The 26447-nt window shown below is 49.6% G+C and carries 19 protein-coding genes, 1 tRNA gene and 1 pseudogene; 8 read left to right on the forward strand and 13 right to left on the reverse strand.

Annotation, left to right across the window (positions count from 1 at the left end; translation table 11 throughout):
• Positions 1 to 21 precede the first annotated feature (21 nt).
• Genes EGK14_RS00605 through pepA form a run of 3 tightly spaced genes read right to left on the reverse strand, consistent with a single transcriptional unit; the run spans position 22 to position 4853 of the window.
• Positions 22 to 2877, reverse strand: coding sequence for a valine--tRNA ligase (locus EGK14_RS00605; RefSeq protein WP_125287145.1), 2856 nt, complete (start codon positions 2875 to 2877; stop codon positions 22 to 24).
• Between the two features lie 5 nt (positions 2878 to 2882).
• Entirely contained in the window at positions 2883 to 3341 is a 459-nt protein-coding gene (locus EGK14_RS00610; protein ID WP_125287146.1) for a DNA polymerase III subunit chi, read from the reverse strand.
• Positions 3342 to 3344: 3 nt separating this feature from the next.
• The gene (pepA, locus tag EGK14_RS00615; protein WP_125287147.1) at positions 3345 to 4853 is read right to left on the reverse strand and encodes a leucyl aminopeptidase; all 1509 of its coding nucleotides are present in this window, start codon (positions 4851 to 4853) and stop codon (positions 3345 to 3347) included.
• 290 nt (positions 4854 to 5143) lie between these two features.
• Between pepA and lptF the strand changes: the two genes are divergently transcribed.
• Positions 5144 to 6244, forward strand: coding sequence for an LPS export ABC transporter permease LptF (lptF, locus tag EGK14_RS00620; protein ID WP_125287148.1), 1101 nt, complete (start codon positions 5144 to 5146; stop codon positions 6242 to 6244).
• Complete coding sequence (gene lptG / locus EGK14_RS00625; protein WP_125287149.1) at positions 6244 to 7320, forward strand: LPS export ABC transporter permease LptG; 1077 nt, start codon at positions 6244 to 6246, stop codon at positions 7318 to 7320. Before lptF ends, lptG begins: the two co-directional genes overlap by 1 nt.
• A gap of 181 nt (positions 7321 to 7501) precedes the next feature.
• On the opposite strand, the gene EGK14_RS21190 is transcribed toward lptG, so the two are convergent.
• Positions 7502 to 7663, reverse strand: a complete 162-nt coding sequence (locus EGK14_RS21190; protein WP_158616016.1) for a hypothetical protein — start codon at positions 7661 to 7663, stop codon at positions 7502 to 7504.
• Between the two features lie 367 nt (positions 7664 to 8030).
• Here EGK14_RS21190 and EGK14_RS00630 point away from each other — a divergent pair, with 367 nt between their 5' ends.
• Entirely contained in the window at positions 8031 to 8438 is a 408-nt protein-coding gene (locus EGK14_RS00630; RefSeq protein WP_125287150.1) for a YsnF/AvaK domain-containing protein, read from the forward strand.
• A gap of 22 nt (positions 8439 to 8460) precedes the next feature.
• Entirely contained in the window at positions 8461 to 9510 is a 1050-nt protein-coding gene (locus EGK14_RS00635) for a YsnF/AvaK domain-containing protein (RefSeq protein WP_125287151.1), read from the forward strand.
• A 146-nt stretch (positions 9511 to 9656) separates the two neighbouring features.
• Here the strand turns inward: EGK14_RS00635 and EGK14_RS00640 are convergent, their stop codons facing one another.
• The 4 genes from EGK14_RS00640 to EGK14_RS00655 form a co-directional block, all read right to left on the reverse strand.
• A complete protein-coding gene (locus tag EGK14_RS00640) occupies positions 9657 to 10127 on the reverse strand; it encodes a DUF943 family protein (protein WP_125287152.1) in 471 nt (156 codons plus the stop codon).
• On the reverse strand, positions 10117 to 10962 hold the full coding sequence (locus tag EGK14_RS00645) for a DUF3289 family protein (protein WP_125287153.1): 846 nt from the start codon (positions 10960 to 10962) through the stop codon (positions 10117 to 10119). Before EGK14_RS00645 ends, EGK14_RS00640 begins: the two co-directional genes overlap by 11 nt.
• Positions 10963 to 11171: 209 nt before the next feature.
• The gene (locus EGK14_RS00650; protein ID WP_125287154.1) at positions 11172 to 12449 is read right to left on the reverse strand and encodes a DUF445 domain-containing protein; all 1278 of its coding nucleotides are present in this window, start codon (positions 12447 to 12449) and stop codon (positions 11172 to 11174) included.
• A 62-nt stretch (positions 12450 to 12511) separates the two neighbouring features.
• The gene (locus EGK14_RS00655; RefSeq protein ID WP_125287155.1) at positions 12512 to 14041 is read right to left on the reverse strand and encodes a hypothetical protein; all 1530 of its coding nucleotides are present in this window, start codon (positions 14039 to 14041) and stop codon (positions 12512 to 12514) included.
• A 160-nt stretch (positions 14042 to 14201) separates the two neighbouring features.
• On the opposite strand from EGK14_RS00655, the gene EGK14_RS00660 reads away from it, so the two are divergent.
• Positions 14202 to 14822, forward strand: a complete 621-nt coding sequence (locus EGK14_RS00660) for a LysE family translocator (RefSeq protein WP_125287156.1) — start codon at positions 14202 to 14204, stop codon at positions 14820 to 14822.
• Between the two features lie 788 nt (positions 14823 to 15610).
• Here EGK14_RS00660 and EGK14_RS00665 read toward each other — a convergent pair.
• Positions 15611 to 16117, reverse strand: coding sequence for a DUF2501 domain-containing protein (locus EGK14_RS00665; protein ID WP_125287157.1), 507 nt, complete (start codon positions 16115 to 16117; stop codon positions 15611 to 15613).
• A 387-nt stretch (positions 16118 to 16504) separates the two neighbouring features.
• On the opposite strand from EGK14_RS00665, the gene EGK14_RS00670 reads away from it, so the two are divergent.
• Positions 16505 to 16589 (forward strand) — tRNA-Leu (locus EGK14_RS00670).
• 152 nt (positions 16590 to 16741) lie between these two features.
• Positions 16742 to 18013 (forward strand): integrase arm-type DNA-binding domain-containing protein, encoded by a 1272-nt coding sequence (locus EGK14_RS00675; protein WP_125287158.1) that lies wholly within the window; start codon positions 16742 to 16744, stop codon positions 18011 to 18013.
• 456 nt (positions 18014 to 18469) lie between these two features.
• On the opposite strand, the gene EGK14_RS00680 is transcribed toward EGK14_RS00675, so the two are convergent.
• From EGK14_RS00680 to EGK14_RS00690, 3 genes are all read right to left on the reverse strand, one after another.
• Positions 18470 to 20032, reverse strand: a complete 1563-nt coding sequence (locus EGK14_RS00680) for a hypothetical protein (protein ID WP_233598400.1) — start codon at positions 20030 to 20032, stop codon at positions 18470 to 18472.
• A 538-nt stretch (positions 20033 to 20570) separates the two neighbouring features.
• Positions 20571 to 20822: an ogr/Delta-like zinc finger family protein gene (locus tag EGK14_RS00685; RefSeq protein ID WP_125287160.1), complete on the reverse strand. Its 252-nt coding sequence runs from the start codon at positions 20820 to 20822 to the stop codon at positions 20571 to 20573.
• Positions 20819 to 21112, reverse strand: a complete 294-nt coding sequence (locus EGK14_RS00690) for a hypothetical protein (protein ID WP_199746321.1) — start codon at positions 21110 to 21112, stop codon at positions 20819 to 20821. Before EGK14_RS00690 ends, EGK14_RS00685 begins: the two co-directional genes overlap by 4 nt.
• A gap of 95 nt (positions 21113 to 21207) precedes the next feature.
• Between EGK14_RS00690 and EGK14_RS00695 the strand changes: the two are divergent.
• Positions 21208 to 22013: pseudogene (locus EGK14_RS00695) on the forward strand (primase-like DNA-binding domain-containing protein); the annotation flags it as partial.
• Positions 22014 to 22430: 417 nt separating this feature from the next.
• Here the strand turns inward: EGK14_RS00695 and EGK14_RS00700 are convergent.
• On the reverse strand, positions 22431 to 25670 hold the full coding sequence (locus EGK14_RS00700; protein ID WP_125287161.1) for a P-loop NTPase fold protein: 3240 nt from the start codon (positions 25668 to 25670) through the stop codon (positions 22431 to 22433).
• Positions 25671 to 26447: the final 777 nt, after the last annotated feature.

The following is a 26447-nucleotide window of genomic DNA, read 5'->3' on the forward strand; positions in this document are numbered from 1 at the left end:
ATCGCCGTCTGGCTGGCCTTGTTACAGCGCGGCGATAACGGCCTGCTGCTCGATCAGCTTGAGCTTAGCCTGCTCGAACTCGGCCATGCGCTCACGCTCCTTCGCCACCACGGCTTCCGGCGCGCGGGCGACAAAGCCTTCGTTAGAAAGCTTGCCTTCGATCTTGCCGATTTCCACTTCCAGCTTGCTGACTTCTTTCGCCAGACGCTCCAGCTCGGCGGTTTTATCCACCAGGCCCGCCATGGGGATCAGCAGCTCTGCGCCGTCGATGATCTTGGTGACCGATACCGGGCCTTTCTCGCCAGCTGCCAGGCAGGTCAGACTGTCCAGACGCGCCAGCGATTTCAGGAAGTTATGGTTGTCGGTCACGCGACGTACCACGTCGGCGCTGGCGCCGCGCAGCATCACATCCAGCGGTTTAGATGGTGAAAGGTTCATCTCGGCGCGGATATTACGCACCGCGACAATCGCCTGCTTCAGCCATTCGGTATCGCTCAGCGCCGCCTCATCCACCTTCGCCTCTTCAAATTCCGGCATCGGTTGCAGCATAATGGTGTCGTCGCTGATGTTCTTCAGCACTTTCACCTGCTGCCAGATGGTTTCGGTAATAAACGGAATAATCGGGTGCGCCAGGCGCAGCAGCGCTTCCAGAACAACTACCAGCGTATTGCGGGTGCCGCGCAGCTGGGCTTCAGTGCCGCCGTTCATCACCGGCTTGGTCAGCTCCAGATACCAGTCGCAGAACTGGTTCCAGGTGAACTCATACAGGATGTTGGCGGCGATATCGAAGCGGTAGCTGTCCAGCGCGCCACGGTAAGCCTTCACCGTCTGGTTGAATTCGGCGAGGATCCAGCGATCCGCCAGCGACAGCGCCAGCTCGCCGCCGTTAAAGCCGCAGTCCTGCTCCTGAGTGTTCATCAGCACAAACCGGCTGGCGTTCCACAGCTTATTACAGAAGTTGCGGTAGCCTTCCAGGCGCTTCATATCCCAGTTGATATCACGACCGGTAGAGGCCAGCGCCGCCAGCGTAAAGCGTAGCGCGTCGGTGCCGTGCGGTTCGATACCGTTCGGGAACTGCTTCTCGGTGCGCTTGCGGATTTTCTCCGCCAGCTGCGGCTGCATCATATTGCCGGTGCGTTTCTCCAGCAGATCTTCCAGCGAAATACCGTCAACCATATCCAGCGGATCGATGACGTTGCCTTTCGACTTGGACATCTTCTGGCCTTCTTCGTCGCGGATCAGGCCCGTCATATAAACGGTCTTGAACGGCACCTGCGGCTTGCCGTCTTCATCTTTGATAAAGTGCATGGTCAGCATGATCATGCGGGCAATCCAGAAGAAGATGATGTCGAAGCCGCTGACCAGCACGCTGGTCGGATGGAAGGTGCTCAGATCCGGCGTCTTTTCCGGCCAGCCCAGCGTGGAGAACGTCCACAGCCCGGAGGAGAACCAGGTATCCAGCACGTCTTCGTCCTGGTTCAGCGCCACGTCCGCGCCCAGGTTGTTTTCCGCGCGCACTTCTTCTTCAGTGCGGCCGACGTAGACGTTGCCTTCGGCATCGTACCAGGCCGGAATACGGTGTCCCCACCACAGCTGACGGGAAATACACCAGTCCTGAATATCGCGCATCCAGGAGAAGTACATGTTCTCGTACTGCTTAGGCACGAACTGGATCTCGCCCTGCTCTACGGCTTCCACCGCGACTTTCGCCAGCGGCGCGGTACGCACGTACCACTGGTCGGTCAGCATTGGCTCGATCACCACGCCGCCGCGATCGCCGTAAGGCACGGTCAGGTCGTGCGGTTTGATTTCGTCAAGCAGGCCCAGCGCATCCACGGCGGCAACGATAGCCTTACGCGCGGCAAAACGCTCCAGCTTCTGGAACTCTGCCGGAATGTCGCTGCTGTAGGCGTCAGACTCTTCGCCGTTGGTGTTGTAAACCTGAGCGGCTTCACGGATGTCGCCATCAAAGGTCAGGATGTTGATCATCGGCAGCTGGTGACGACGGCCAACTTCATAGTCGTTGAAGTCGTGCGCTGGCGTGATTTTCACGCAGCCGGTGCCTTTTTCCATGTCGGCGTGCTCGTCGCCCACGATTGGAATACGGCGGTTGACCAGCGGCAGCACGACAAATTTACCAATCAGATCTTTATAGCGCGGATCTTCCGGGTTAACGGCTACGCCGGTATCGCCCAGCACCGTCTCAGGACGGGTCGTGGCCACAACCAGATAATCTTTGCCGTCAGCGGTTTTTGCGCCGTCGGCCAGCGGATAGCGGATGTGCCACATAGAGCCTTTAGACTCGCGGTTTTCCACTTCCAGATCGGAGATAGCGGTGCGCAGTTTCGGATCCCAGTTCACCAGGCGTTTGCCACGGTAAATCAGGTTCTCTTTGTAGAGGCGCACGAAGACTTCTTTGACCGCGTTGGAAAGGCCGTCGTCCATGGTGAAACGCTCGCGCTCCCAGTCCACGGAGTTGCCCAGACGGCGCATCTGACGGGTAATGGTGCCGCCGGATTCTGCCTTCCACTGCCAGATTTTTTCGATAAAGGCGTCGCGACCGTAGTCTTTACGCGTTTTCCCTTCTTCAGCGGCGATTTTGCGCTCCACCACCATCTGCGTGGCGATGCCCGCGTGGTCCGTGCCCGCCTGCCACAGGGTGTTTTTCCCCTGCATACGCTGGTAGCGGATCATGGTATCCATGATGGTTTGCTGAAACGCATGACCCATATGCAAGCTACCGGTGACGTTCGGCGGCGGGATCATGATGCAGAAGCTTTCCTGGCTGGTGTCGCCGTTTGGCTTAAAGTAGCCCTGCTGTTCCCAGTGCTCGTAGAGCGGCTGTTCGATATCTTGCGGGTTATATGTCTTTTCCATTTCTGCTATGTCGTTGGGGGCACGGGCGGCGTGGCCGTATTCAAGTGGAATCCGACGCTGCGATAGGCTTTATAGCGATCGCGCGCCAGCTGTTTCAATTCTTCTTCGTAAGGCACGAAGTCTATCACTTCCTGGAAAGCGGTGGCAAAATCTGCGAACTGCGGCAGCAGGCTGATCAGCAGATCTCTCGGCGCGTTGCCGCGGCGCTGCGGCCAGGCCAGCTCGACCGGCGCGCCGTATTTCGGCCCTTCACCCGCCAGATTGTGCGGCACAAAGGCGCTGGCCGGACGACGCCACAGCGCTTCATCCAGGCGGATCGCCTGCGCTTCATCTTCGCAGGCAACCAGCACGCGCTTTCCCTCGCGCCAGCGCGTTTCCGCCAGGTCGCAGACCAGCGCTTCCAGCGCGCTCAGCCCGTCAACCGGGGTGTTGGTTTCCAACAGCCAGAAGGTGGCGTTTTTCATGATTTAATCGTCGCCGTTCAGACCGGCGCGGTTCAGCAGGAACTGCGACAGCAGGGCAACCGGACGACCGGTAGCGCCTTTGGCCTTGCCGGAGCGCCATGCCGTACCGGCGATGTCCAGATGCGCCCAGTTATATTTGCGCGTAAAGCGAGCCAGGAAGCAGGCTGCGGTGATCGCGCCGCCGGGACGGCCGCCGATGTTCGCCATATCGGCGAAGTTAGAATCTAGCTGCTCCTGATATTCGTCGGCCATCGGCAGACGCCAGGCGCGGTCGCCCGCCTGTTCAGAAGCGCCGATTAGCTCGTGCGCCAGCGGGTTGTGGTTCGACAGCAGGCCGCTGACGTGATGGCCCAGCGCAATCACGCAGGCGCCGGTCAGCGTCGCCACGTCGATGACCACGTCCGGGTCGAAACGTTCGACGTAGGTCAGCGCGTCGCACAGCACCAGACGGCCTTCCGCATCGGTATTCAGCACTTCAACGGTCTGGCCGGACATGGTGGTCAGCACGTCACCGGGACGATAGGCGCGGCCGCCAGGCATGTTTTCACAGCCCGCCAGCACGCCAACCACGTTCAGCGGCAGTTTCAGCTCCGCCACCATGCGCATCACGCCGTAAACGGAGGCCGCGCCGCACATATCGTATTTCATCTCGTCCATGGCTTCGCCGGGCTTAATTGAGATGCCGCCGGAGTCAAAGGTCACGCCTTTGCCGACCAGCACGATAGGGCGGCAGTCCGCGTCCGGATTGCCTTTGTATTCAATCACCGACATCAGCGATTCGTTCTGCGAACCGGCGCCGACGGCAAGATAGGCATTCATGCCCAGCTCTTTCATTTGCTGTTCACCGATCACGCGCGTGGTGACGTTGCTCCAGCCGTCCGCCAGCTGGCGCGCCTGAGAGGCGAGATAGGCGGCGTTGCAGATGTTCGGCGGCATATTGCCGAGATCCTTGGCGGCTTTTACGCCGGCGGCCACGGCCAGGCCGTGCTGGATGGCACGCTCGCCGCTGGTCAGCTCGCGACGGGTCGGCACGTTAAACACCATTTTACGCAGCGGGCGACGCGGTTCGACTTTGTTGCTTTTCAGCTGATCGAAGCTGTAAAGCGTCTCTTTCGAGGTTTCCACCGCCTGGCGGACTTTCCAGTAAGTGTTGCGGCCTTTCACGTGCAGTTCAGTCAGGAAGCAGACCGCTTCCATCGAGCCGGTATCGTTCAGGGTGTTAATTGTCTTCTGGATCACCTGCTTGTACTGGCGTTCGTCCAGCTCGCGCTCTTTGCCGCAGCCGATCAGTAAAATGCGCTCGGAGAGAATATTCGGCACATGATGCAGCAGCAGCGTCTGGCCGACTTTTCCTTCCAGTTCGCCGCGGCGCAGCAGGGCGCTGATGTAGCCATCGCTGATTTTATCCAGCTGTTCAGCAATGGGTGACAGCCTGCGCGGCTCAAACACGCCTACCACAATGCAGGCACTGCGCTGCTTTTCCGGGCTACCGCTTTTTACACTGAACTCCATGCACTCTCCTGAATCTTAAAGACAACGGCGCTTGCTGCGGCTAGAATATAGCGCTTGTTAACCGCATAATGCCGGGGCAACGCGCCGTGTAGCGTTACGGGCGTCGGATTTTGTTCGGGTGATGCCCCTTAGGAATAATCGGGTAAACGTTTTTTTTTGCATCACCGGAACGCGATTATTGTCATACTAGTTTAGCTACGACCGAGGCCATTGATGAGAAAAAATGGCGTATAAGCGATGAAACTATCGATTTTCCTGCAAAAAGACAAGTTTTCACAGGCGTATTCAGCGTGATTATCATTAGATATCTGGTAAGAGAGACGCTCAAAAGCCAGCTGGCTATCCTCTTTATTCTGCTACTGATCTTCTTTTGTCAGAAGTTAGTCAGGATCCTGGGAGCCGCGGCGGATGGCGAAATTCCCACAAATTTAGTTCTGACACTGTTAGGTCTTGGCGTTTCAGAGATGGCGCAGCTCATTCTGCCGTTAAGCCTCTTTTTAGCCATTTTGATGACGCTCGGCCGTCTGTACACCGAGAGCGAAATCACCGTGATGCACGCCTGCGGCCTGAGCAAGGCCGTATTGGTGAAGGCGGCGATGGTGCTGATGCTGTTTACCGCAGTGGTCGCCGCGGCGAACGTCGCCTGGCTTGGCCCATGGTCGGCGCGCTATCAGAATGAGGTAACAAAGAACGCCAAGGCCAACCCTGGCGCGGCGGCGCTGGCTGCCGGGCAGTTCCAGCAGTCGGGCGACGGTCAGTCGGTGCTGTTTATCGAAAACGTGAAAGGCAACAATTTCGGTAACGTCTTCCTGGCGCAGCTGCGGCCTAAAGGCAACGCGCGTCCTTCCGTCGTGATGGCGGATAAAGGCCATATGACGCAGCGCGCTGACGGCTCACAGGTGGTGACGCTGGATAAAGGCACGCGCTTTGAAGGCACGGCGCTGCTGCGCGACTTCCGCATTACCGATTTCCAGAACTATCAGGCCATCGTCGGACATCAGGAAGTGCTGCTGGATCCCAACGACGCCGAGCAGATGAACTTCAGCGCGCTGCGCCATTCCGACAGGCCGGAGTTCCGCAGCGAGCTGCACTGGCGCTTTACGCTGGTGTTCTCGGTGCTGGTGATGGCGCTGATGGTGGTGCCGCTCAGCGTGGTGAACCCGCGCCAGGGCCGCGTGCTTTCTATGCTTCCCGCGATGCTGCTGTATCTGGTGTTCTTCCTGCTGCAAAGCTCGCTGCGCTCCAGCGGCTCGAAAGGCCGTCTCGATCCGGCTATCTGGATGTGGGTGGTGAACCTCTCTTATCTGGCGCTGGCTATCCTCCTTAACCTGTGGGATACGGTGCCGATGCGCCGTCTGCGCGCCCGCTTCACCCGGGGAGGATCGGTCTGATGTTTGGCGTTCTCGACAGATATATCGGTAAAACGATTTTCAACACCATTATGGCGACGCTGTTTATGCTGGTGTCGCTCTCCGGCATCATTAAGTTTGTCGATCAGCTGCGCAAAACCGGACAGGGCGACTACACCGTGGTCGGCGCTGGCCTTTACACCCTCCTCAGCGTGCCGAAAGATATTGAGATCTTCTTTCCTATGGCGGCGCTGCTGGGCGCGCTGCTGGGCCTGGGCACGCTGGCGCAGCGCAGCGAGCTGGTGGTGATGCAGGCTTCCGGCTTTACCCGGATGCAGATTGCCGCTTCGGTGATGAAAACGGCGATCCCGCTGGTATTGCTGACGATGGCTATCGGCGAGTTCGTGGCGCCGCAGGGCGAGCAGATGGCGCGTAACTATCGTGCGCAGCAGCTGCTGGGCGGTTCGCTGCTCTCCACGCAGAACGGGCTGTGGGCGAAAGATGGCGATAACTTTATCTTTATCGAACGCCTGAAGGATAACAGCGAGCTGGGCGGCGTCAGCATCTACAACTTTAACAAGGAGCGCCGTTTACAGTCGGTGCGCTATGCGGCTTCTGCCAAATACAACACGGACAAAAAGCAGTGGGATCTGTCGGAAGTGGACGAGTCTAATCTGACCAATCCGCAGCAGGTTACCGGCAGCCAGACGCTGACCGGCGAATGGAAAACCTCGCTGACGCCGGACAAGCTGGGCGTGGTGGCGTTGGATCCGGACGCGTTGTCGATTAGCGGGCTGTATAACTACACCAAATACCTTAAGCAGAGCGGACAGGTTGCGGGCCGCTATCAGCTGAATATGTGGAGCAAGATCTTCCAGCCGCTGTCGGTAGCGGTGATGATGCTGATGGCGCTGTCGTTTATTTTTGGGCCGCTGCGCAGCGTCTCGATGGGAATGCGCGTGGTCACGGGCATCAGCTTCGGCTTCCTGTTTTACGTGCTGGATCAGATCTTCGGGCCGCTCAGCCTGGTATATAACATTCCGCCAGTGCTCGGCGCGCTGCTGCCAAGCGCCGCCTTTATGGCTATCAGCGTCTATATGCTGCTGAAGCGCCGTTAACGCTCCCGGCCGCAGGTGCTCCACCTGCGGCCGCGGTTCAGCCCCGCTTTTTATCCGCTTTTGTGCCTGCCAGCCATCGCGCTATCCAGTGTTCTTTTCTTTGCACCAACCGCCGTAGCTTTTTAGCCTCTTTTATCTGCACGGCAGTCATCGTGGCTCTTCCGCCGCTTTATCCTTTTTGTCAGCCGCCGTAGCTTTCCTGCTGTTTTCTCCTTTCAACGGGCGCCATCGCTTTTGCGCCGTTGCTCGCTTCCGCTGACCTTAACGCTCTCCCGGCTGTCTTCTGCCTGCCGTTTTGCGCTTTACGCTGGCAGCCTGCTGCGTCTTTTGTCAGTTTTGTCATCTCTGCGCGGTCAGTGGTACGGAAACGTTGTCCGGACAGGCGCATGCAGCAGCCGCCAGTGTCGGCGCAGCAAAAAAGCGGCGTACGCATTATTTGCCAGTATTTTTATGCTCTTAGACAAAAGGTTGCCGCTTATATAAGTAGCCCGCGCACAAGGCAATATAAAGAAGGGAAAGTTCAATTAATATTTAAAAATAGTTAATGTATATATAATTAAAGCGCTTACAAAATCTGTTACATTTTGCGGGTTAATTGGGGAGGCAGTCTCGAAACAGTCTACTACTATTAATGGCGTGTGCAACAAAACGTGGCGCCGGATAAGAAGATTTTTTAGTCTGTGGGGCTTTAAATCTCAGGAGTTAACTTTATGGGAAATAAAAACGCGCCGCTTACTGAAAAATTCAAAGAGGCCGTCTCGATGCCGCTTGCTGAAGAGCAGGCTACCATCTCTAAGCAGCGCAAGGTTCACAGTCGGATTAGTCTGACTCGCTCTACGCAGCAGGTGGAGAAATTACTGGAAACCGAGCTGACGCATGAGCATGTTGAAATCGAGCACGTTCCTATGAATTATCAGGTTGCCGATGATTATTCTGCTGAGATCCGTCAGGAAGGGGATGTTTTTATTATTCCCGTGATTGAAGAGCAGGTAGAAATAATCACTAAGCGGGTGCTTAAGGAAGAAATTCATATTCATAAGCATACCAGTAAAGAAGAGTTTCAGCAGAAAGTCACTCTGCGTAATCAGGAAGTAAAAATTACGAAGCAGAAACTTTAAACCTATTAACGAGGATCTATTTATGTCACATGAAAAAATCGTCACCGCATTTAATGAAGTTTCACAGGCGGAAGCGGCTAAACAGAAATTGATCGTCGAAGGTATTGCAGAGAAAAACATCGATATCATCTCCGGGGAAAGATTACGCGTAGAAGATAAAGAAATCCGTCATCCAAGCTTCTGGCAGCGCCTGTTTGGCGATGACGTTGACGATGATTACGCAAGCGAATACAGCAAGGCTATCCGTTCAGGCGGCGTGCTGCTGACGGTTCGCGCCCCGAAAGATGAAGCTGACCACATTGAACAGGAGTTGAGCGCCTTTGCCGCCGACTACTCTTCACTGAGCCATACGGATCGCGACCCGGTTAACCGTAACTATGCGGGCGAAACCAACGATCGCGGCCTGCTTACCGGTGACCAGACGGGTGCGCTGAATACCACTACTGCGCCGCTGTCCAATACCGGTGCCACCGGTACGCTGGCGGACGACACGCTGATTAACGAACGCGACTCGCTGCGTAACGAGCAGGATTCATTGCTTAATCGTGACCGTACTGACCTTGCCGTTTCTGAAACCGACCGCGATTCGCTGAAGCTGGCGGAAGAGCAGGTGGATATCGGTAAACGCCAGATTAATGATGGTTCCGTACGCCTGCGCCGTTTCACCGTGGAAGATGAAGTCGCCGAAGATGTATCGCTGTACGACCAGCATGCAGAAGTTTTCCGTCACGCGGTGGATGAGCCAGCCTATCTGAACGATGTGGACTGGTCAGAAAAAACCATCGAGGTTGAGGAATCCCATGAGATCCCAACCGTCGCGAAAACCGCGCGCATTAAAGAAGAAGTCGGTCTGCGCGGCGAAGAAACCGCTCGCGTCGAAACCGTGAAAGACAGCGTGCGTCGTCAGGAAGTGGAGGTTGAGCATACCAATGAAAACCGTGCTAACAACCTGACCGGCGCTGATTCCCTGAAAAACGACGCGACTCGTAATGAGAACGCGCTGCGGGCAAACGAGCTGACTGACGATAAGGTAGCGCCGAACAAGCTGACCGATGTCGACAAAAAGTGGTAATCCATTAATTCTGACAACGCTTTAGTGGAAGACATGCAGACCCGTGCCGAAAGGCGCGGGTTTTGTTTTAGGGATCCTTCCTGTGTCAGGCGCAAGCTGGAGAGGAAAGATTGTTTTATTCAGCTCTTGGCGTCAGGTAATCAGCATTATTTACGGCTAATCTCAACAATGTTCCCATCTTTGTCTAAACGATAGTCACCGCCATTATAAACTGTAAAAACGGTTCCCAGATTTGGGCTTTTGTTTACGGTAAAAAGGGCATCTTTTTCAATGCAATTTAAGGGCGGTTTCATATCGTCAAAACATAGCCTGTCATAGCCATCGGTTTCTTTGTAACCTTCACCGTATGACCAGAACGTTAGATCAAAATTACCATTTTTATCAGGCGCGGGGACATGATATTTTTCCATAAGAATTTTTTTATTTTTCAGCCACCAATTAATTTTACTTTTATCTGTAAAAGGAAAAGATTTTACTAAAACATCGCTGAAACCGCTGCTTCTATGGTGAATCGACACAATTTTTACTGGACGCGCAGTAAGCCAAAGAGCATAAATTGACAAGAGAATGCCCGCCAGTAACAGGGCGTAACTAACCAGTTTATACTTAATTTTCATTATGCCTCCCGGTAATTTCTACTGTAGCTTCCATATTTGTTATGAATGGTTTGAAGCTAAATTTATTGTAACGCTGGAGGGTAAACCAGATGCGAAAAAAATTAAAGTTACGGGATTCACCTTTAAAAATATCATCATCATCCAGCCCAAAGTGGTCCTGTACTTTGTAATGCACCAATGCCCGATAGCAGCCATTATTTATATGTAATGATTTGAGGGTGATATGCGTTGCCCAGGTATCATGAACAGTGATACCCATACCGTTTAAATTATCCCTGAGCCTGTTAAATTTTGGCAGCTTACCTCCGGATATGGCCTCATAAAGTTTTGTCTTCTCAATAGATGGATAAAGCTCATATTCCCAGTCTATATAACTTCTAATGGTTTTTTTTATACGCAATAAGCTACTGTTTTCGGAACGATCTTTGAGAATATGCTCCTCCAATGCCCTGTCCAGCAACATATCCCGAAAAGGCGATCCTTTACCGAGTTGCATATGAGTAATCATCTTTACTATCATATGCCGGTAAGGTCCATACAGCGAGAACTCACGGGATAACTGCCGGAACTCGTCAAACAGGATAGCGGCACATTGCTGGCGCGTAATTTTCTTACCGGCCGGACGCATATTGCAACAGAACATAGATCGTGGATTATCAAAACCAGAACGCCGGGTCAGTGTCCAGGGATCGACCCGATCAGAAATATAGGTCAGCCCGTAATGGGCTTTCAGCTGTGCCTCCGTCAGATCCCCGCAGCGCATATCGCTGGCGCCGTAGTCATCCATCCGGTTGTGGGTTTTAAATAGCGTGCAGGGAAACTTTAGTGCGGCCATCGTGATACGTTCCTTGTATTATCTGATGTCTTCACAGGGATCATACGTGGCGAAAAGCCACAGAGTAAGCGCTGCGCGGCTTGCTCAGAAAAATTCGGATTTTTAGCCGCTTTCTGTCACTCTTCGGCTCCGTGAGCCGGGGCGCTGGTATGACAGGCTTGCAAAATATCCTGATGTTTAACCCGCAGCGTCTTTTTACTCCCGCAACGTTATAGCAGAGCAGGCAGCTGCGACAGCAGCCAGAGTATCAGGCCTATCACGCCGCCGACTACCGTGCCGTTAATGCGGATCCGTTGAAGATCCTTGCCGATATTTAACTCCACCTGATGCGACATCTCTTTCGCATCCCAGCTTTTTACCGTATCGCTGATATGACGGCTTAAAAAGTCCGAGAACTCTGGCGCAACGCTTATCGCCGCTTCTTCCATATGCTGATTCAGCGACGCCCGCAGCTGTGCATCCTGGGTTAAGGTTTCGCCCAGCCACTGTGCGGAAGCGCTGACCTTGCCGTGCAGCACCGAGTCTTCTTTATCCAGATCCTGCTTCAGCCAGCTGCGTAAATCGCCCCACAGCTGCGCGATATAGCTGTTCAGCGTCTCGTCCTGCTTGAGATAGGTTTTGATCTCTTCCGCTTTCAGCTGCATCTCCGGATCGCTGCGCAGCCGCTCGATCAGACGCTGTACCGCACGATTGAAGCCCTGACGCAGCTCGTGCGCGCCGTCCTGCTCGATATCGTTAAGGATCGACTTTACCGCGTTAGCCGCCAGCTCGGCGCTTTTTTCACCTACCCATTCCGTCGGCAGCATTTTCTCTTTGATCGGGTGCTCGCGCTTCAGCCAGCGCATTACCTGTTGCGCGATAAATTCGTGCGTGCCCGGCTTGTTGATCAGATGCAGCAGCTGGCTGATGGCGTCGTCCAGCAGCGCCTGATGACGGTTGTTTTTGGTCAGGCTCTCCAGCACCAGCGCCGCCGACTGCGTCAGATCGACCTTATCAATAGCCTTGTGGATAGCGCGCCGCATAAACGCCTGGATACGCGAGTCGTCGGCCAGATCGAGAAAGCCGCGCACGACTTTCAGCAGATAGCCGCTGATGCGGGCGGCGTTAGCCGGTTCGCTCAGCCAGCGGGCGATAATCTGCGCCGGATCGTGACGGCGGATCAGTGCCAGCAGCGACTCGCTGTTCAGGAACTTATCCTGTACGAACAGCGCCAGGTTATCGGCAATACGATCCTTGTTGCGCGGCACAATTGCAGTATGGCGGCCAACCAGCGGGATCGGTACGCGCCTGAACAGGGCGCTGACCGCGAACCAGTCTGCCAGCGCGCCGACCATCGCCGCTTCCGACACGGCTTTTAATGCGCCAATCCACAGGTTCGCCGGTTGCCAGAGGGGATAAAGCACGGTGGCGATAAACAGCAGCGCCGCGAAGCATAACAGCAGCAGCGGCAGACGTTTGGCTTGCGCCAGTTCGGTTTCTTTATTCATAAAAGCTTGCCTGCTCCCGGGCGGATTTAGCAAAAATTAAACGAGCCGATTTTAGTCGGGCATCAGTATAGCTCTTCAATGGGATCGGTTTTCCAGGTGTAGTTGCTTAACTGCCAGCTGTTAAACTCGACGAGGAAATGCGCCTGCTCGCCGTTGACGATATCGGTGACGATGCCTTCGTATACGCTGCCGGTTTTCTCCCGCCAGCTGGCAATCAGCGCCGGCTGGCCCGCTTTTTCCTCCACGCGCAGCCAGACGCGATCCAGAATCTCATCACCCTGCGCTTTGCGGCCGTCGGCGAGGGTCAGTTGGGTGGTGGCCGCTGGCGTCATCATCAGCGTGGTTACCCACAGGCCGCGATCGGTCGTCTGGAAAAAATCACTGACTTTTTGCAGGCGGCCGGCGGTCAGCGGCTGCGCTTTGACGATGGCGTCTACCAGCGCAGCGTTGCCGAACAGGCTTTCCGGCTGCTTAACGGCGCTGCTGGTTTTATCCAGAGAGAAGTGGAGATAGGGTTTGCCGTTGCTAAAATCGGAAAGGGCCAGCTGCAACCCCTTATCCATTTGCGTGGAGATAAATCTCGCCAGCGCGGGAACGTCCGGCGCGGCAGCTTTCAGTCCATGTTCGATGCGGGCGAAGATCAGCGAAGGATAATAACCAGACCAAACATAGCTTTCCTGCTGCTGCGCCTGCTGTTGCCGACGCAGCTCGGCGATTAGCCGATCGATCTCAGGGCCATCGGCGCCGATATCAATCAGATAGCTGGCCAGCTCAACACGGTTACGGGGCGACTTAAAGGTGTTCAGGTTTGCCTCCGCAAACTGGCGCGCGCGTTGCTCGTCAAACTGCCGCACGTTGGTGAAAGCATCGGTCAGAATACTTTCGTCATAGCGACCGCTGCTATCGTCGAGCATTTGCAGCGTCAACGGATAAAGCGAACGCTCCATTTTCATCGCCTCCAGCACGGCCACTTTTTTATCATTGTTGAATGCTTTGTCACCGAGGATATCGGCAATCTTTTTGCCGGTGTCATCCGCCATTACCCGCCCAAATATGCCCCGGCTGGCGATAATCAGATGCAGCGCGTCTCTGAACTGATAGTCGTCGGAAGCGGGATTGAGGATGATTGCCATCAGACGCTGTGTTTCAGCGGCGTTAAGATGAGGCTGGCTGCCGCCGCCACGCGCGTTGTCTCTGGCAAAGCGCAGCGTCAGCGAGTCGAGCAGGGCGCTGGTGCGCAGCTCATCCATAACCCGATAACCGCCGCTGTTTTCATCATCGAAGCGCAGCCAGCCGTTGACCTTATCGGTAACGATAGCCGTCATTTTGCTGCTTACGCCGGAGATACCGACAAAGCCCGCCAGCGTCAGCACGGTAGCGAAAACGGCGAACATGCCCAAAATCCATTTGCGGCTGTTATCCAGCACCGACAGGGTTTTATTGATGGCGCTTTCGGTGATTTTTGCTTCAGCGTTGTCAATTTTGTCGCTGACCTGCTGTAGCAGGCGCAGGTTTTCCTCGCGCAGCTTTTCCAGCTCGGCCTTGTGCTGCTGCGTATCACGCTCTATCAGCAGCTTCGTTAGATCATGCATCGTTTTCTCACTACAGAAAAAGTTAACTGTCGGCGGTTAACGATAATGCAGGCTGGTGCCCGCAGATGCAAACCGCCGCGCCGTGAAGAAAAGTGCATAGCAAAGGTGGTAGCCGCAGAAAAATTCTGTAGTTTATTTATTTTTGCGGCGAGGAAAAAACATGGATACGAACATTATTGCAGTAGCCACGATTGGCGGCGCGCTGGCGCTGGGCGCTATCAGTCCTGGCCCCAGTTTTATTATGGTGGCGCGTACGGCGGTGGCTTCTTCGCGACGTGCAGGTATGGGCGCGGCGCTGGGAATGGGCATCGGCTCGATAGTGATTTCATTAATTGCGCTAATGGGGCTGCATACGCTGCTGGCGGCGGTGCCGTGGCTGTGGCTGGTGCTGAAAACCGGCGGCGGGCTTTATCTGCTGTGGATGGCGTTTAAGATGTTCCGTCACGCGCGTGAGCCGTTGCCTATGGAGAACAGCGGCACCATGGGTAAAAGCTTTCGCCGCGCCTTTTTAACCGCTTTTATTACGCAAATCAGCAATCCCAAAACGGCGGTGGTGTTTGCCGGGATTTTTGCCGCGCTGCTGCCGAGCCATATTACGCCAGCGATGTACGTGGCGCTGCCAATAGTGTCGATGCTGGTGGACGGGCTGTGGTATGCCTTCGTGGCCTGGGCGCTTTCGTCCAGCAGGCCGCGTAATACCTATTTGCGCTATAAGGCAACGTTCGACCGCATCGGCGGCAGCGTGATGGCCGCGCTGGGCATCAAGCTGATAGTGAAGTAGGCAAGGCGGGGACTTCGAAGGCTGGTGGTGTGTGGAAGAAGCGGTTTGCTGTGGGCCGGGTTTTGTGTGGGGAGCGTGTTTAGAAACGGAGACGGGGCGAATTTTTGTGGCGCGGAGAGTGCGTCAGGAAAAGGGCCTGCTTTCTGTGGTGCCTGGAGCGCTCTGTAAGAAAAGGGCGTGTTTTCTGTGAGATCGGGGCATGTGCCGGGAACACGATCGGATCGTTAAGACGCAAAAAGCGTCGTCCCTGCCGGCTCGGTCGGCCTGCGCCGTCCATGGCGCAGGACGCTTTACTAACCCGCTCGTGTTCCCGCCACTTCACGTTTTGGCGTGGCCTGTAGGATCGCTCGGGGGACAGCCGTGGCTGTGGCGTGGTTTATAAGTTTGGTCAGTGGGCTGTTGTGGCTTTCACGTGGTTTGTAAGCCTGGTCTTTGGGTTATTGTGACTTTGACGCGGTCTGCAAGTCTGGCTGGTGAACGGTTGTGGGTTTGATGTGGTTTATAAGTGAGGCTGCTTTGGCTTTTAGCATTGTCTGCAAGCGGGAACGTTCGGCATTGTCTGCAAGGGTCGCTAGTGTTCTGCTGTAGCTTCGGTCTGGTTTACGAGCGTAACCAAGGGGCGGCTGTGATTTTGGCGTGGTGAATGAGTCGCTGTAGCTTTTGGGCTGAAGTACGGAGCAGCTTCTGCTTTGAGCACGGCAGGACGCTTTCGCTAATCGGTTGATCTGTCTGTGCAGAGAGTGGAGGCGTCTGCGCCGTCCGTGGCGCAGAGGCTTGGTGATAATGGCCTAGGAGATAAACTGCTTGCTTTGTTTCAACACCAGATCGCAGGCTTTGGTTTTCACCTTCTTGCCTAATTCGGTGTTGCCCAGGCTTTTCAGGTTCACCTGCTGATCGCTGCCGGTATTCAGCAGGCCCATCAGACCTTGTTTATAGTCGGTGGTTTCCTGTGCTTTCGCCGTGTCGGTCAGACCCAGCTTGCTCAGCAGCTGATCCTTTACGGAACTCACATTGTTATTTACCACGTTGTTCTGCACACAGTACTGCAACACGCCTGCGGCATTGGTCATGCTGTTAGCGCTAAGCTGCTGATTGCCGCCGTTCAGCAGGCCGGCCAGTGCACCCAGCGACATACCGTTATTCTGCGTGGTAGTTGATGCAGAGTTAGCATTGTTCTGGCTCAGCGTGTTGGCAGCATTGCTGAGCTGATCCTGCCAGCTTGCGGCCGAAGCCACGCCAGCGAACAGGGAAGAAGAAACCGTTAATGCCAACGCTATCTTAGTTATTGCTTTCATTTTTATACCTTCTTTAAATTGTCCGGCACGACCTGTTCCCGGCGCGCGCCGATCTCCACAGTGGGACTGCGGGATTAGCCTGGAGTTCCGTATCGGACCACAGCCCGGCTCGGCAAACCCGGCTTTAAGAGTAGTCCTGGAGGAGAAGGCAGTCTATGTGGATTTAAGAGGCTGAACCGCTTTATAAAAGCAGAGATTAGCAGGGAAGAAAAGGCGCGGGGACAGGGAAGTGAGCGTGGTTAAAAGCGGCAAACGACGATATAAGCGCTCCCGGGAAACGCACAGGGATGACGTTTTTTTCAACAGTCGCACATTCCCCTGCCGATAGGGGTTGCGGAAACAGGGGGTAAAGGTATAATCCACAACGTTTTCCGCATACCCTTCAGTGCCGAAGTGGCGAAATCGGTAGACGCAGTTGATTCAAAATCAACCGCCGCAAGGCGTGCCGGTTCGATTCCGGCCTTCGGCACCAGTATCCTGTCCATCCCCGTCCGGGGAAGTCCAAAAAAACTTTTAAAATCAACATGCAGGCTGATTTTATCGTCCTGCATCGTCCGGGCACATCCGTTGCAATCCAGACCTCACTGGGGGCATCCCCACTTCGATAAGAAATGTGCCTCCAAAATGAAGCTGAATGCCCGCCGGGTCGACACCTCAAAGCCTAAAGAAAAAACTTATAAAATGGCTGATGGTGGCGGTTTGTACCTTGAGGTCACGACCAAAGGATCAAAGTACTGGCGTATGAAGTACCGACGGCCAGCCGACAAAAAAGAAGACCGGCTTGCCTTTGGCGTCTGGCCGACAGTAACGCTTGCTGAGGCACGTGCTAAGCGTGACGAAGCTAAAAAGATGTTAGGGCGGGGGATTGATCCCAAAGCTGAACAGAAAGAAGCCCAGGCTGAAAATGCGGGGGCTTATACTTTTGAAACGATCGCCCGCGAATGGCACGCCAGTAACAAGCGATGGAGTGACGATCACCGCTCACGCATCCTTCGCTATCTTGAGCTGTATATTTTTCCTCATATTGGTTTGGCAGATGTTCGTAAGCTGAAAACCAGCCAGCTGTTAGCACCCATTAAGGCCGTTGATGCCAGTGGCAGGCATGACGTCGCTCAGCGCCTTCAGCAGCGTGTTACGGCGATAATGCGCTATGCCGTGCAGAACGATTACATAGAATCTAATCCCGCTATTGATATGGCTGGGGCACTTTCTACGGTTAAGGCTCGTCATTACCCTGCATTACCTTTCAATCGTTTTCCTGAATTTCTTGAGCGCCTTGCCGCATACCGTGGGCGTATCATGAAGCGTATAGCCGTCGAGCTTTCATTGTTGACCTTTGTCCGTTCCAGTGAGTTGCGCTTTGCCCGCTGGGATGAGTTCGATTTTGAAAGAGCCTTGTGGCGGGTTCCTGCACAGCGCAAAGAGACAGAAGGAGTTCGTTACTCTCACCGTGGTATGAAGATGAAAGAGGAACATCTTGTACCGCTAAGCCGTCAGGTCTTAGTCTTGTTGGAAAAGCTGAAGCAATTAAGCGGCGAAAACGAAAGGCTCTTCCCCGGCGATCACGATCCCAAAAAAGTTATGAGCGAAAACACGGTTAACAATGCTCTGCGTGCTATGGGGTATGACACGAAGACCGAGGTTTGTGGACATGGCTTTAGGACAATGGCACGAGGTGCGCTGGGTGAGTCGGGATTATGGAGTGATGATGCGATAGAGCGGCAGTTGAGCCACTCCGAGCGTAACAATGTGCGTGCTGCTTACATTCATACTTCTGAGCATTTAGATGAACGCAGATTGATGGTGCAATGGTGGGCGGATTTTCTTAATGCCAATCGAAGTAACACTATTACACCTTATGAGTTTGCTAAAACCACGGGGAAGGGATTTAACTAATTTTTATATTAAATTATTTTTAGCGCTGAGAGAAAATAATCACAGAATAAATTAAATTATTTTTTTAATAATGACAAGTTCAGCTTTGAGGGTTTTTAGAGCGAGGTGCTGGAGTTCACCCTAAAATGATAGTAAAAAATAAAGTTTTCACACACAATGATATACGTTAGTAAAATAATCATTGAGAATGCTGTAAAAGAGGGTTTTATCTAAAAAGCCTTAAGGAAAAATAGCCCAGTATAATATGAGACCTCTTTCGCCTAGGCTGACTGAATAAAGTTCAGCTTGTTTAACCCATTAAACGCTTCATGTTATTCTATTTAAATCCAACTTACAGCCATAATAACTAAAATCTAACATTTTTATTTTTTTTGCATGAATCATTGAGAAAATCACTTAGAAATAAAATAATGTTTGGTTGTGATTTTTTTATTTTAAAGTTATATGCTCTAATAATTAAGGTTTTACCTGTGAGAATGAGTTGTAAAAGTAAAAATCCATATCATCATTCTTGAATCTCCGATTTATTTTATCAGAAACTTCCTGGCATTGCTTCTTAATTTCCATGAGATCGCCTGCACGAATTAACTTTTCAATATTTATCTCGTAATTATCAAATATCATCACCTTGTTTTTATATGTGAAGGAACCTTTAGCAACGCAAGCAAGACAAATAAAAAAAGATGAGAAGAATAAAGGGATGGCAATGAATATTCGTAATTCTTTACCAGAATCAATATTGTCATTGTGTTCTGGAATCTCTAAACGAAGAATTGGATCGCCACCCGGAGTCTTGCTAATAAAAGTGTGCATTCTTTCTATATCTTGCTGTTTCTTAATTAATTCATTTAAACTCACTTTGCAATTTTTATCGACCCTGAAGTAAGAAGCAATTTGCATCAAAGTTAAAGCTATTTGTTCTGCATTTATAATTTCATTAGCAATTGGATTTGCGGAAAATGAATTATTCGAGGCAAAAAAAGATGTTTCGATGCCCTCATTGTTTTTTATTGTTAATTTAAGCTGTCCGTTAGGAGTATTTAACATCTTAATTAATAAAAGTAATTCTCTGAGATCAGCTAAATGAAACACTTTATCATATGATTCAAAATCCATTTTCATTTGATTATTTTTAACCCCAACTATTAAATCAAAAAAATCCGAGCTAATCCTAAAGCTTGCCAGATCATCTGGAGCATTAAAAGCAATAGGGGAAATAAAAAATTCACACTTAAAAGTGGCATCCTCTTTTTCATCTTCGAATCTTATAGTGCCTGTTGAGAATGCTTCAACTGAGGTTATTTCAATAATGGCCTTTTCAGCTTCCAGCTCTTCCATTCGGAAATTAATATCAAATCTAGTATCCCAACCTTGCACATCTTTTATATTTATTGTGGCCGGATATCCAAGACTGGCATTAATAAGAGACTTATAATCATTCTCACTAGCAATTTTAAAGTTTAGCGCATAGCGAGTCCCCTTGTATCCTATATCACCTAAATCTCGCAGTTTATCTTCGCAGTACCTTTTCATTCCCAAGGGGATATGTTTTTCAATGGCGTTTTTGAGTGCATCTTTATTAAATAGGAATATTTCATCTTCATCAGAGTGATTTATCGTGAAAGAGAGTTTATGAAGTGGTGATTTTTTTCCTGTATCATTTTGACGAATCCGTTTCAAAACTTGAAACATGACGTCTCTATTAATATGAACGAGGTAAGCCGATTCAATGCTTTCATTTCCGTCATAACGAGCAAAAAAGAAAAAACAGGGGAGTGGCGTATCACAAAAACGTTTCATGTTAGAAAGTTTGACCTGAACACCTTTTTTTTCACCGTCAGTAGACTTTATCTGCACTAAACATTGTATAGGCTGTTCGTTCAAACTATTTAATAAGGCTATGCTATTTATTAGAGGGAATTCAACAATAGCATCCCATCCTCCTGAATCATCTTCAGAGGAGCTGTTGTAAATCAAACCCGATGCATTACAAAGTCTGTCAAAGTCACCACGACCCATATTACCAACTTTCCTTGAACTCATGAAAAAAAACCTCATTCATATGCGCGATACTAGATTTAGCTTAGCCTATTGCAGGAAAAACATGTAAGGTTTGGGCTGGAAATTAATAGCCAAATTTGCCGCTTGCAGGATGTCTGCGAGGGTTAACTGAAGATGCCTCGAGGTAGTTTTTACGTCCCAACATATTTTTTCCTGAAGCATACCAAGAGCCGCATGCACCATAATCACGCTACCATCATTGTTCTAAATAGAAAGATGTTAGCCATCATGATTAAAACGGTACACGCCATCCTGCGCGCAATGCTACCCCCGCCTCGCCTGCCCGCTTTGTGCATCTTTTTTTATGCAGCTGCATGAACCGGCCGAAGCCGTACCGGGCTTGGGCTGACGGGTTGTCTAAAGTGATGCATTCTGCATGCAAATCCATGCACCTCATGCATGCACCGCTCTTTACAAACCGGGCTGGCCAGAAAAAGGGCGTTGGAAGGACGAAAAGCGGAGACAAAAAAGCCGCTTATTTCAGCGGCCGTTGTGGCTAATGGAGGGTGCGGAAGGCTGAGCCGTAGCGCCCGAGCGTCTGCCGTTCTTTCACCGGCTCCGGCGTGACTGCGGGATGCGGTTCGGGCTGCGGCGGTGCGGTGATGACCTTCGTGATGCTCTCGCTGGTTTTGAACGTGCAGGAGCAGTCGAGGTTGGTGCACTGGTGATAGCGCTCCTTCACCTGCTCCGACATATAGCGGCTCGATTTGGCGTGCGCCGGGCTTTTGCAGTACGGGCAGTGCATCATTTCTTTTTACCTTCCCTTATCCACGGACGGTGTACGTGGATGGCATCCCACGCCCTGTTGCGCTTAATCGGATTTGCATACAGCACCATATCCACGCCGGTGAGCGCCGGACGCCACAGGCCGATATTCTCCAGCACCGGCGCTTCGGTCAGCACCTTCTCCGGCAAAGCGGCCGCCGCGCGGGTCAGCGCGTTACCAATCAGCTCCGCCACGACCTGCATATCGCTGCGCTCGTCGTCGTCGCGTGGATTGACCTTTTCACGCTGGAGCCGCAGGCGGATGGCCCACAACAGCGAAGGGCTGACATTGCGCAGCGCCGACTGCCAGGTCGCGTCGGCAAACTCATTGAAAGCTACCTGATGCGCATAGACGTATTCCTTACCCGTTATTTATGGTGCTGGCAAACCGCTATGACTGGCAGCTGTTCCTTGAGGTGACCGGCCCCGGCGGCAGCGGGAAAAGCGTGATGGCGTCCATTGCCCGGCTGCTGGCAGGCGAGGACAACATATCCTGCCGGACCAGGAGAAGTGGAGCGGCGACGGTGCGGGCATCAAGGCGATTACCGGCGGCGACGCCGTGGCGATTGGCCCGAAATATCGCGACGCCTACTCAACCCACATCCCGGCGGTAATACTGGCGGTGAATAATAATCCGATGCGCTTAAGCGACCGCAGCGGCGGCGTGTCGCGTCGCCGGGTTATCCTGCCGTTCCCGGACGTAATACCGGCAAACGAACGTGACCCGCAGCTGCTGGAGAAGATTGCCGGTGAGCTGGCGGTTATCGTGCGCCACCTGATGCAGCGCTTCACCCGGCCGGACGACGCCCGCGAGCTGTTGCAGGCGCAGCAGTCGTCGGAGGAGGCGCTGGAAATCAAGCGCAGCACCGACCCGCTGGTCGACTTCTGCGGCTACCTGACGCTGCTCAGTACCCCGACCGGGCTGTTTATCGGCAACGTGAATATCCGGCCGATGAACCCGCGTCGCTACGTGTATCACGCCTACCTGTCGTTTATGGAGGCCAGAGGGCATCAGCATCCCATGAGCCTGACGGCGTTCGGCCAGACGGTGCCGCAGACGCTGAAGGAGTACGAGATAGAACTGCTGAAGCGCAAAACGAAGAACGGCATCCAGACCAGCCTGGAGCTGAGCGGAGACTGCGAGGCCGACTGGCTGCCGCGGTGTGACGCATAAATAATTTAATAAACACCAAACCGGCTTCGGCCGGTTTGTGTCAGAATCTGTCGTTAAATCCTATAACCATTATCAATACAATGCATTTAAGAAACTGGTAGCCTCCTTTCTATATATGTATGAACTATAAAAATTAATATTAAAGTGTTAGATATGTTTATCATGAAATTCAAGGGGTAAATCCGGTTGGTATGTATCTTTTAGTTGGCTTTTTCATTGGATCGGGCAAGCCTAATAACTAGAGTGAAAAGCTGAATGGCAATCTGATGATAAGGAAATTAAGCGAAGATAAAGAGTTTTATAAATATGAAAGTGCGAGGGCCACCAATCGGCGCTTCTTTCAGACCCGGAAGCATTAATGATTACCTCACTGGAAAAAACAACGAGAATAGATATTTTTTTTGATTGCCCTTTAATTTAATTCTTATCAATTTCAATGTTATGATTCGATACTCTATTTTTAAAATACTTGCTTTTTATTAAGTTAGGGAATGAATTTCTATTGTTCAAAACAAAGGCCTCAACTGTTTTTTTGTCTTCTCCGCTCCATTTGCTAAAATAGTATTTTTGATTGTCCAACCATTTAGCTAGAAATTCATATTCTTTGGCATAAGAAAACAATTTCGCAATTGCTCGATTGTCATTGCGAGAGCTATTAACATCGTAGTTTAATAGATTGCCAAAATCTCTAATGGCAAATATTTGCCTTTTAGGATCTAAATCTTTTCTTTCAAGAAGATCCATTAATGCTTTCACTATTTCATTTAAAGTTTCTTCATGTAAAATTGGAATGATGTCTTCTATATAAACCTCTTTGTTTATCGACTTAATGTCCTCTTCAATATAAAAATCGCTAAAGGCTCTAACGTCAACAGAAACATCAATTTTTACACCGTCATTCGATAATAACCCTAGCATTTCCCGGTAAACTATATGTGGTTGCCTTATATAAGAATAAATCATTTCCTTACTAGATAAGTTATTAGCTACAAGTTTTTTTATTGCATTTTTAAAAATAGGAAAGTCTTTTCTACTGGATAGGTCGCAAATGAAATCCTCACTTATTTTTTCATGGTTTTTATTAGATAAAGCTGCATCAGCATGTTCATCCCAAGCGCTAAAAAATAACAGTGCATTATCTCTACCGAGCAATTCTCTTATTGGGTTGTATAAGTTTCTAATAAACTCATATGTATTAATTCTGCTTACCTTTCCATTTGTTATTAATTTTTTTACGGCGGGGGATATTATTTCTTTTATATTTTCATTAGACAAGGAAGAGGCAATAGTATCTAAATCTGCAACAAAGTGGAGATAATTATAAAGAGTGTTAGTGAAATCGTCAGTTACCTCCACATCGGAAATGTTTGCGATTGGTGATTTGTCACCTGATGCTATTTTATGGGCAATAAATGATGCATAATATTCACTAGGGTTTTGTGAGAGCATGTTACTTTGCTGTAGGAAGTACAATGAAAGATTACTGCTTCTCCATCTGCTATCTAAGGCAAGCTTCCTGAAATCAAAAATCGAATCAATAGCATTGCTGATTTTAAGATTTGAATAAATATTTTCGATATAAGGGGAAACATCTTCCTTTATGAATTCTTCAAAATATTCATCATCAACCTTCATTTCTTCAATTATTTGAGGAGAAAAAAGATTGAAGTTAAGACCATTTTCAATAGCGTACCTCATACCCAAAACTATTTTTTCTATATCCAGTGAGATATCACAAATGTTTATGTTGGGATATTTACCCTCTTGGTCAAGTAAGAATCTGAAAAATATCTCGCCTGATACAGGCGGGAAGCATTCAGTGAATTTTTCTTTTGTTATTGCTAAAAACAAATCAACCTCTTCAAATAAGTGAAGGATAGGTTTAGTATCTTTCCTCATGACTTCTTCAGAATTGCTTACTTCCTTTTTTAAATTCCCCATGTGGTTTGAAAGGAAAGCTTCGTTCCGATTGAAGGGTATTTTATTATCAATCCTGACAAGCGCACGAACTAAGCCTTCATTATATTCTTTGTTTAGGGGGTTGTCTTTATTAAAACGAGCTATTACTGCAGGTAAAATTTTATTGCTAATGATGAGGTCTTGAGAGGATAAGGAATCAACAAAATGAATAATTTCTTCAATCGATACGTGATGCAATGATTTTTTCCATGCCTTATCAAAGCCATACATCGATGAAAGTTTGACAAATTCATTTACTTCTCTATATCTTATAGAATTCTCAAGAGGTTCATCGATAAGCTCAGATACAGCGAATTCTGAGTTCGTTTGAAAGTGTATGCATATTAACCCTTTTTTCCATTCGTCTTCGGAATTAAACAGGCGATTAAATTGTTTATGCGATGCCTTCATTCGCTCTATATCTAGCGTGTCTCCCTCTTTTTTTTCAATATTATCATAACTTGATATTAATATTTTAAAATCAAATAATGAATAGCGAACCATTAGGATATAAAATGCTATTAAAATACGATGTAAAGGAAAGCTGGGTGAAGTCAGGCTGGTTAATTTTATATCGTTAATTATTCTTTTCATAAACCTAGGTGTAACTGAAGAGTAATTTTTAGGTAGCCACCTTTCAATCAGTTCGCATACCTCATAACACTCTTCATTATTTAACTCACCCAATGAATCTTCCCAGAAACTTAAAAAACCGTTTCGCCAACCTGCTGATATCAATGGTGGTACAAAGAGAGTAACTGGGATCCTTTTTGAAATGAATTCAAGGCCTTCTTTTTCATCTTCAGAAAGGGCTTTTGCTACATGCTTACCAGAATATGGAATCAATATTTTTAGCTTACTGCCTGCGATTTCAGTAATTAATTCAATATCACTCCATATTTCCTTTATTTTTGATGGGGATATTCTATCGAGATTATCAATTATCAATATAATTCTAGCTTTTTCAGGTGTGCAGTTAATAAACCCTTCCAATGCGGATTTTAGTTCTAAGGTTCCAACTTCTTTATTGATTATTATCTTTTCGGTGATCGTATCTTCACTGTTTCTTTTGAGTATATCTCCGAAAGATGGCTTGCTCAGGGTTACCTTCCCGTTGTCCAAGATCTCTTTTTTATTTCTTGTATAAAGACAACCAACTAAAACAGGAGAAATAACCAAAAGAAATTCTAGAAAAACTTTTATATATTGTGAGTATGGAAGAGGTCTGCTAGTGAATAAGGAGGAGAAATCTGTAATTAAGAAGCGTAATGTTTGTAAGCAAATGACAGAAGTGCATATAAATATTAAGGTCCAAAGGCTTATCTTGCTATTAACATTCCTTTTATAATTATAAATATTCCCCAATGCATAATCTTTACATTGAGATAAATTCTCATGATTTACCTCCGGAGTTTTTTTAAATCCATCGTAAAGAATATCAATTAGCGCCTTTTTCGTGGCTCCATAATGATAAATCTCGGAATCAAATTTTATTATGTGTATATCATCATTTTGGATTTTTTCCATAGCCATGTCTATGATCGTACTTTTTCCTGAACCTAAATATCCATCTAAACCTATAATTGAAATTTCATCCGATTGAGCTATGACGGCAAGTTTCAATGCTAGGTTTTCATGCGCTTTACCTTCAAACACATCTTTTTTAGCAGGCTCATCGGTATAAATATTCAAGTTCATATCGTCCCCATGTTAGGTGATTAACCGGATGTAAAGCAGAATGTTCTGTAATGTTCTATCATGAAACACTAAAGTTGTATACTTAGCTTAAATGTGTTTAGTAAGTAGAATTCATGCTGAATTGAGGGAAGGGATGTTGTTTTAATTCAATGGGTTATGTGAGGCTGGGGAGCGATTAACTCTAAAATTATCAATTGGCAAGATTATAATAACGCCTCTGTTAATCGTAGATTTAGTATTTTATGGTGCAACAAAACAGAAATTTAAGCTTTGTATTGCCTCCTTATGCGCTCCTTAGCTGTAAGAGTTGTGACTAAATTCTCTTCCTCGCTCCCGCAGCTTTGTACCTGAGGCCACGGGCAATAACATGACTCATTGCCATAACTTAAGCTTGGTTTTGATATACTCAAACGTAAAACTACAAAGTGCTTTGATACAAATTTTAACTGTTTGAAGGTTAAACATATTGGCCGCATTTTAAGCTTGAAGATGAGCGGTGTTCACCTCGGGTGAACACCGATGAACACTATTTATATAGGTATTCATTAATTAACTATATGAAAAATATAGTAAAAACGCTACAGGTGAATAGTGTGAACACTTTTCGTTAAAATCATTTTTTCTTAGTAGAAATTATAAGTTGGGGAGTAACAGCGGCAGCAGGGTTCACAGAACAGAGCTGGAACAAGAGTTCTATAGCAATGATAACTGAATGATTTTAACCAAATAAATAACTGTTTGATTTTAAAAAGACAGCTGGAAATTATCATGGGGCAT

Source organism: Erwinia sp. 198, assembly GCF_003937915.1.
Taxonomy (GTDB): Bacteria; Pseudomonadota; Gammaproteobacteria; order Enterobacterales; family Enterobacteriaceae; genus Erwinia; species Erwinia aeris.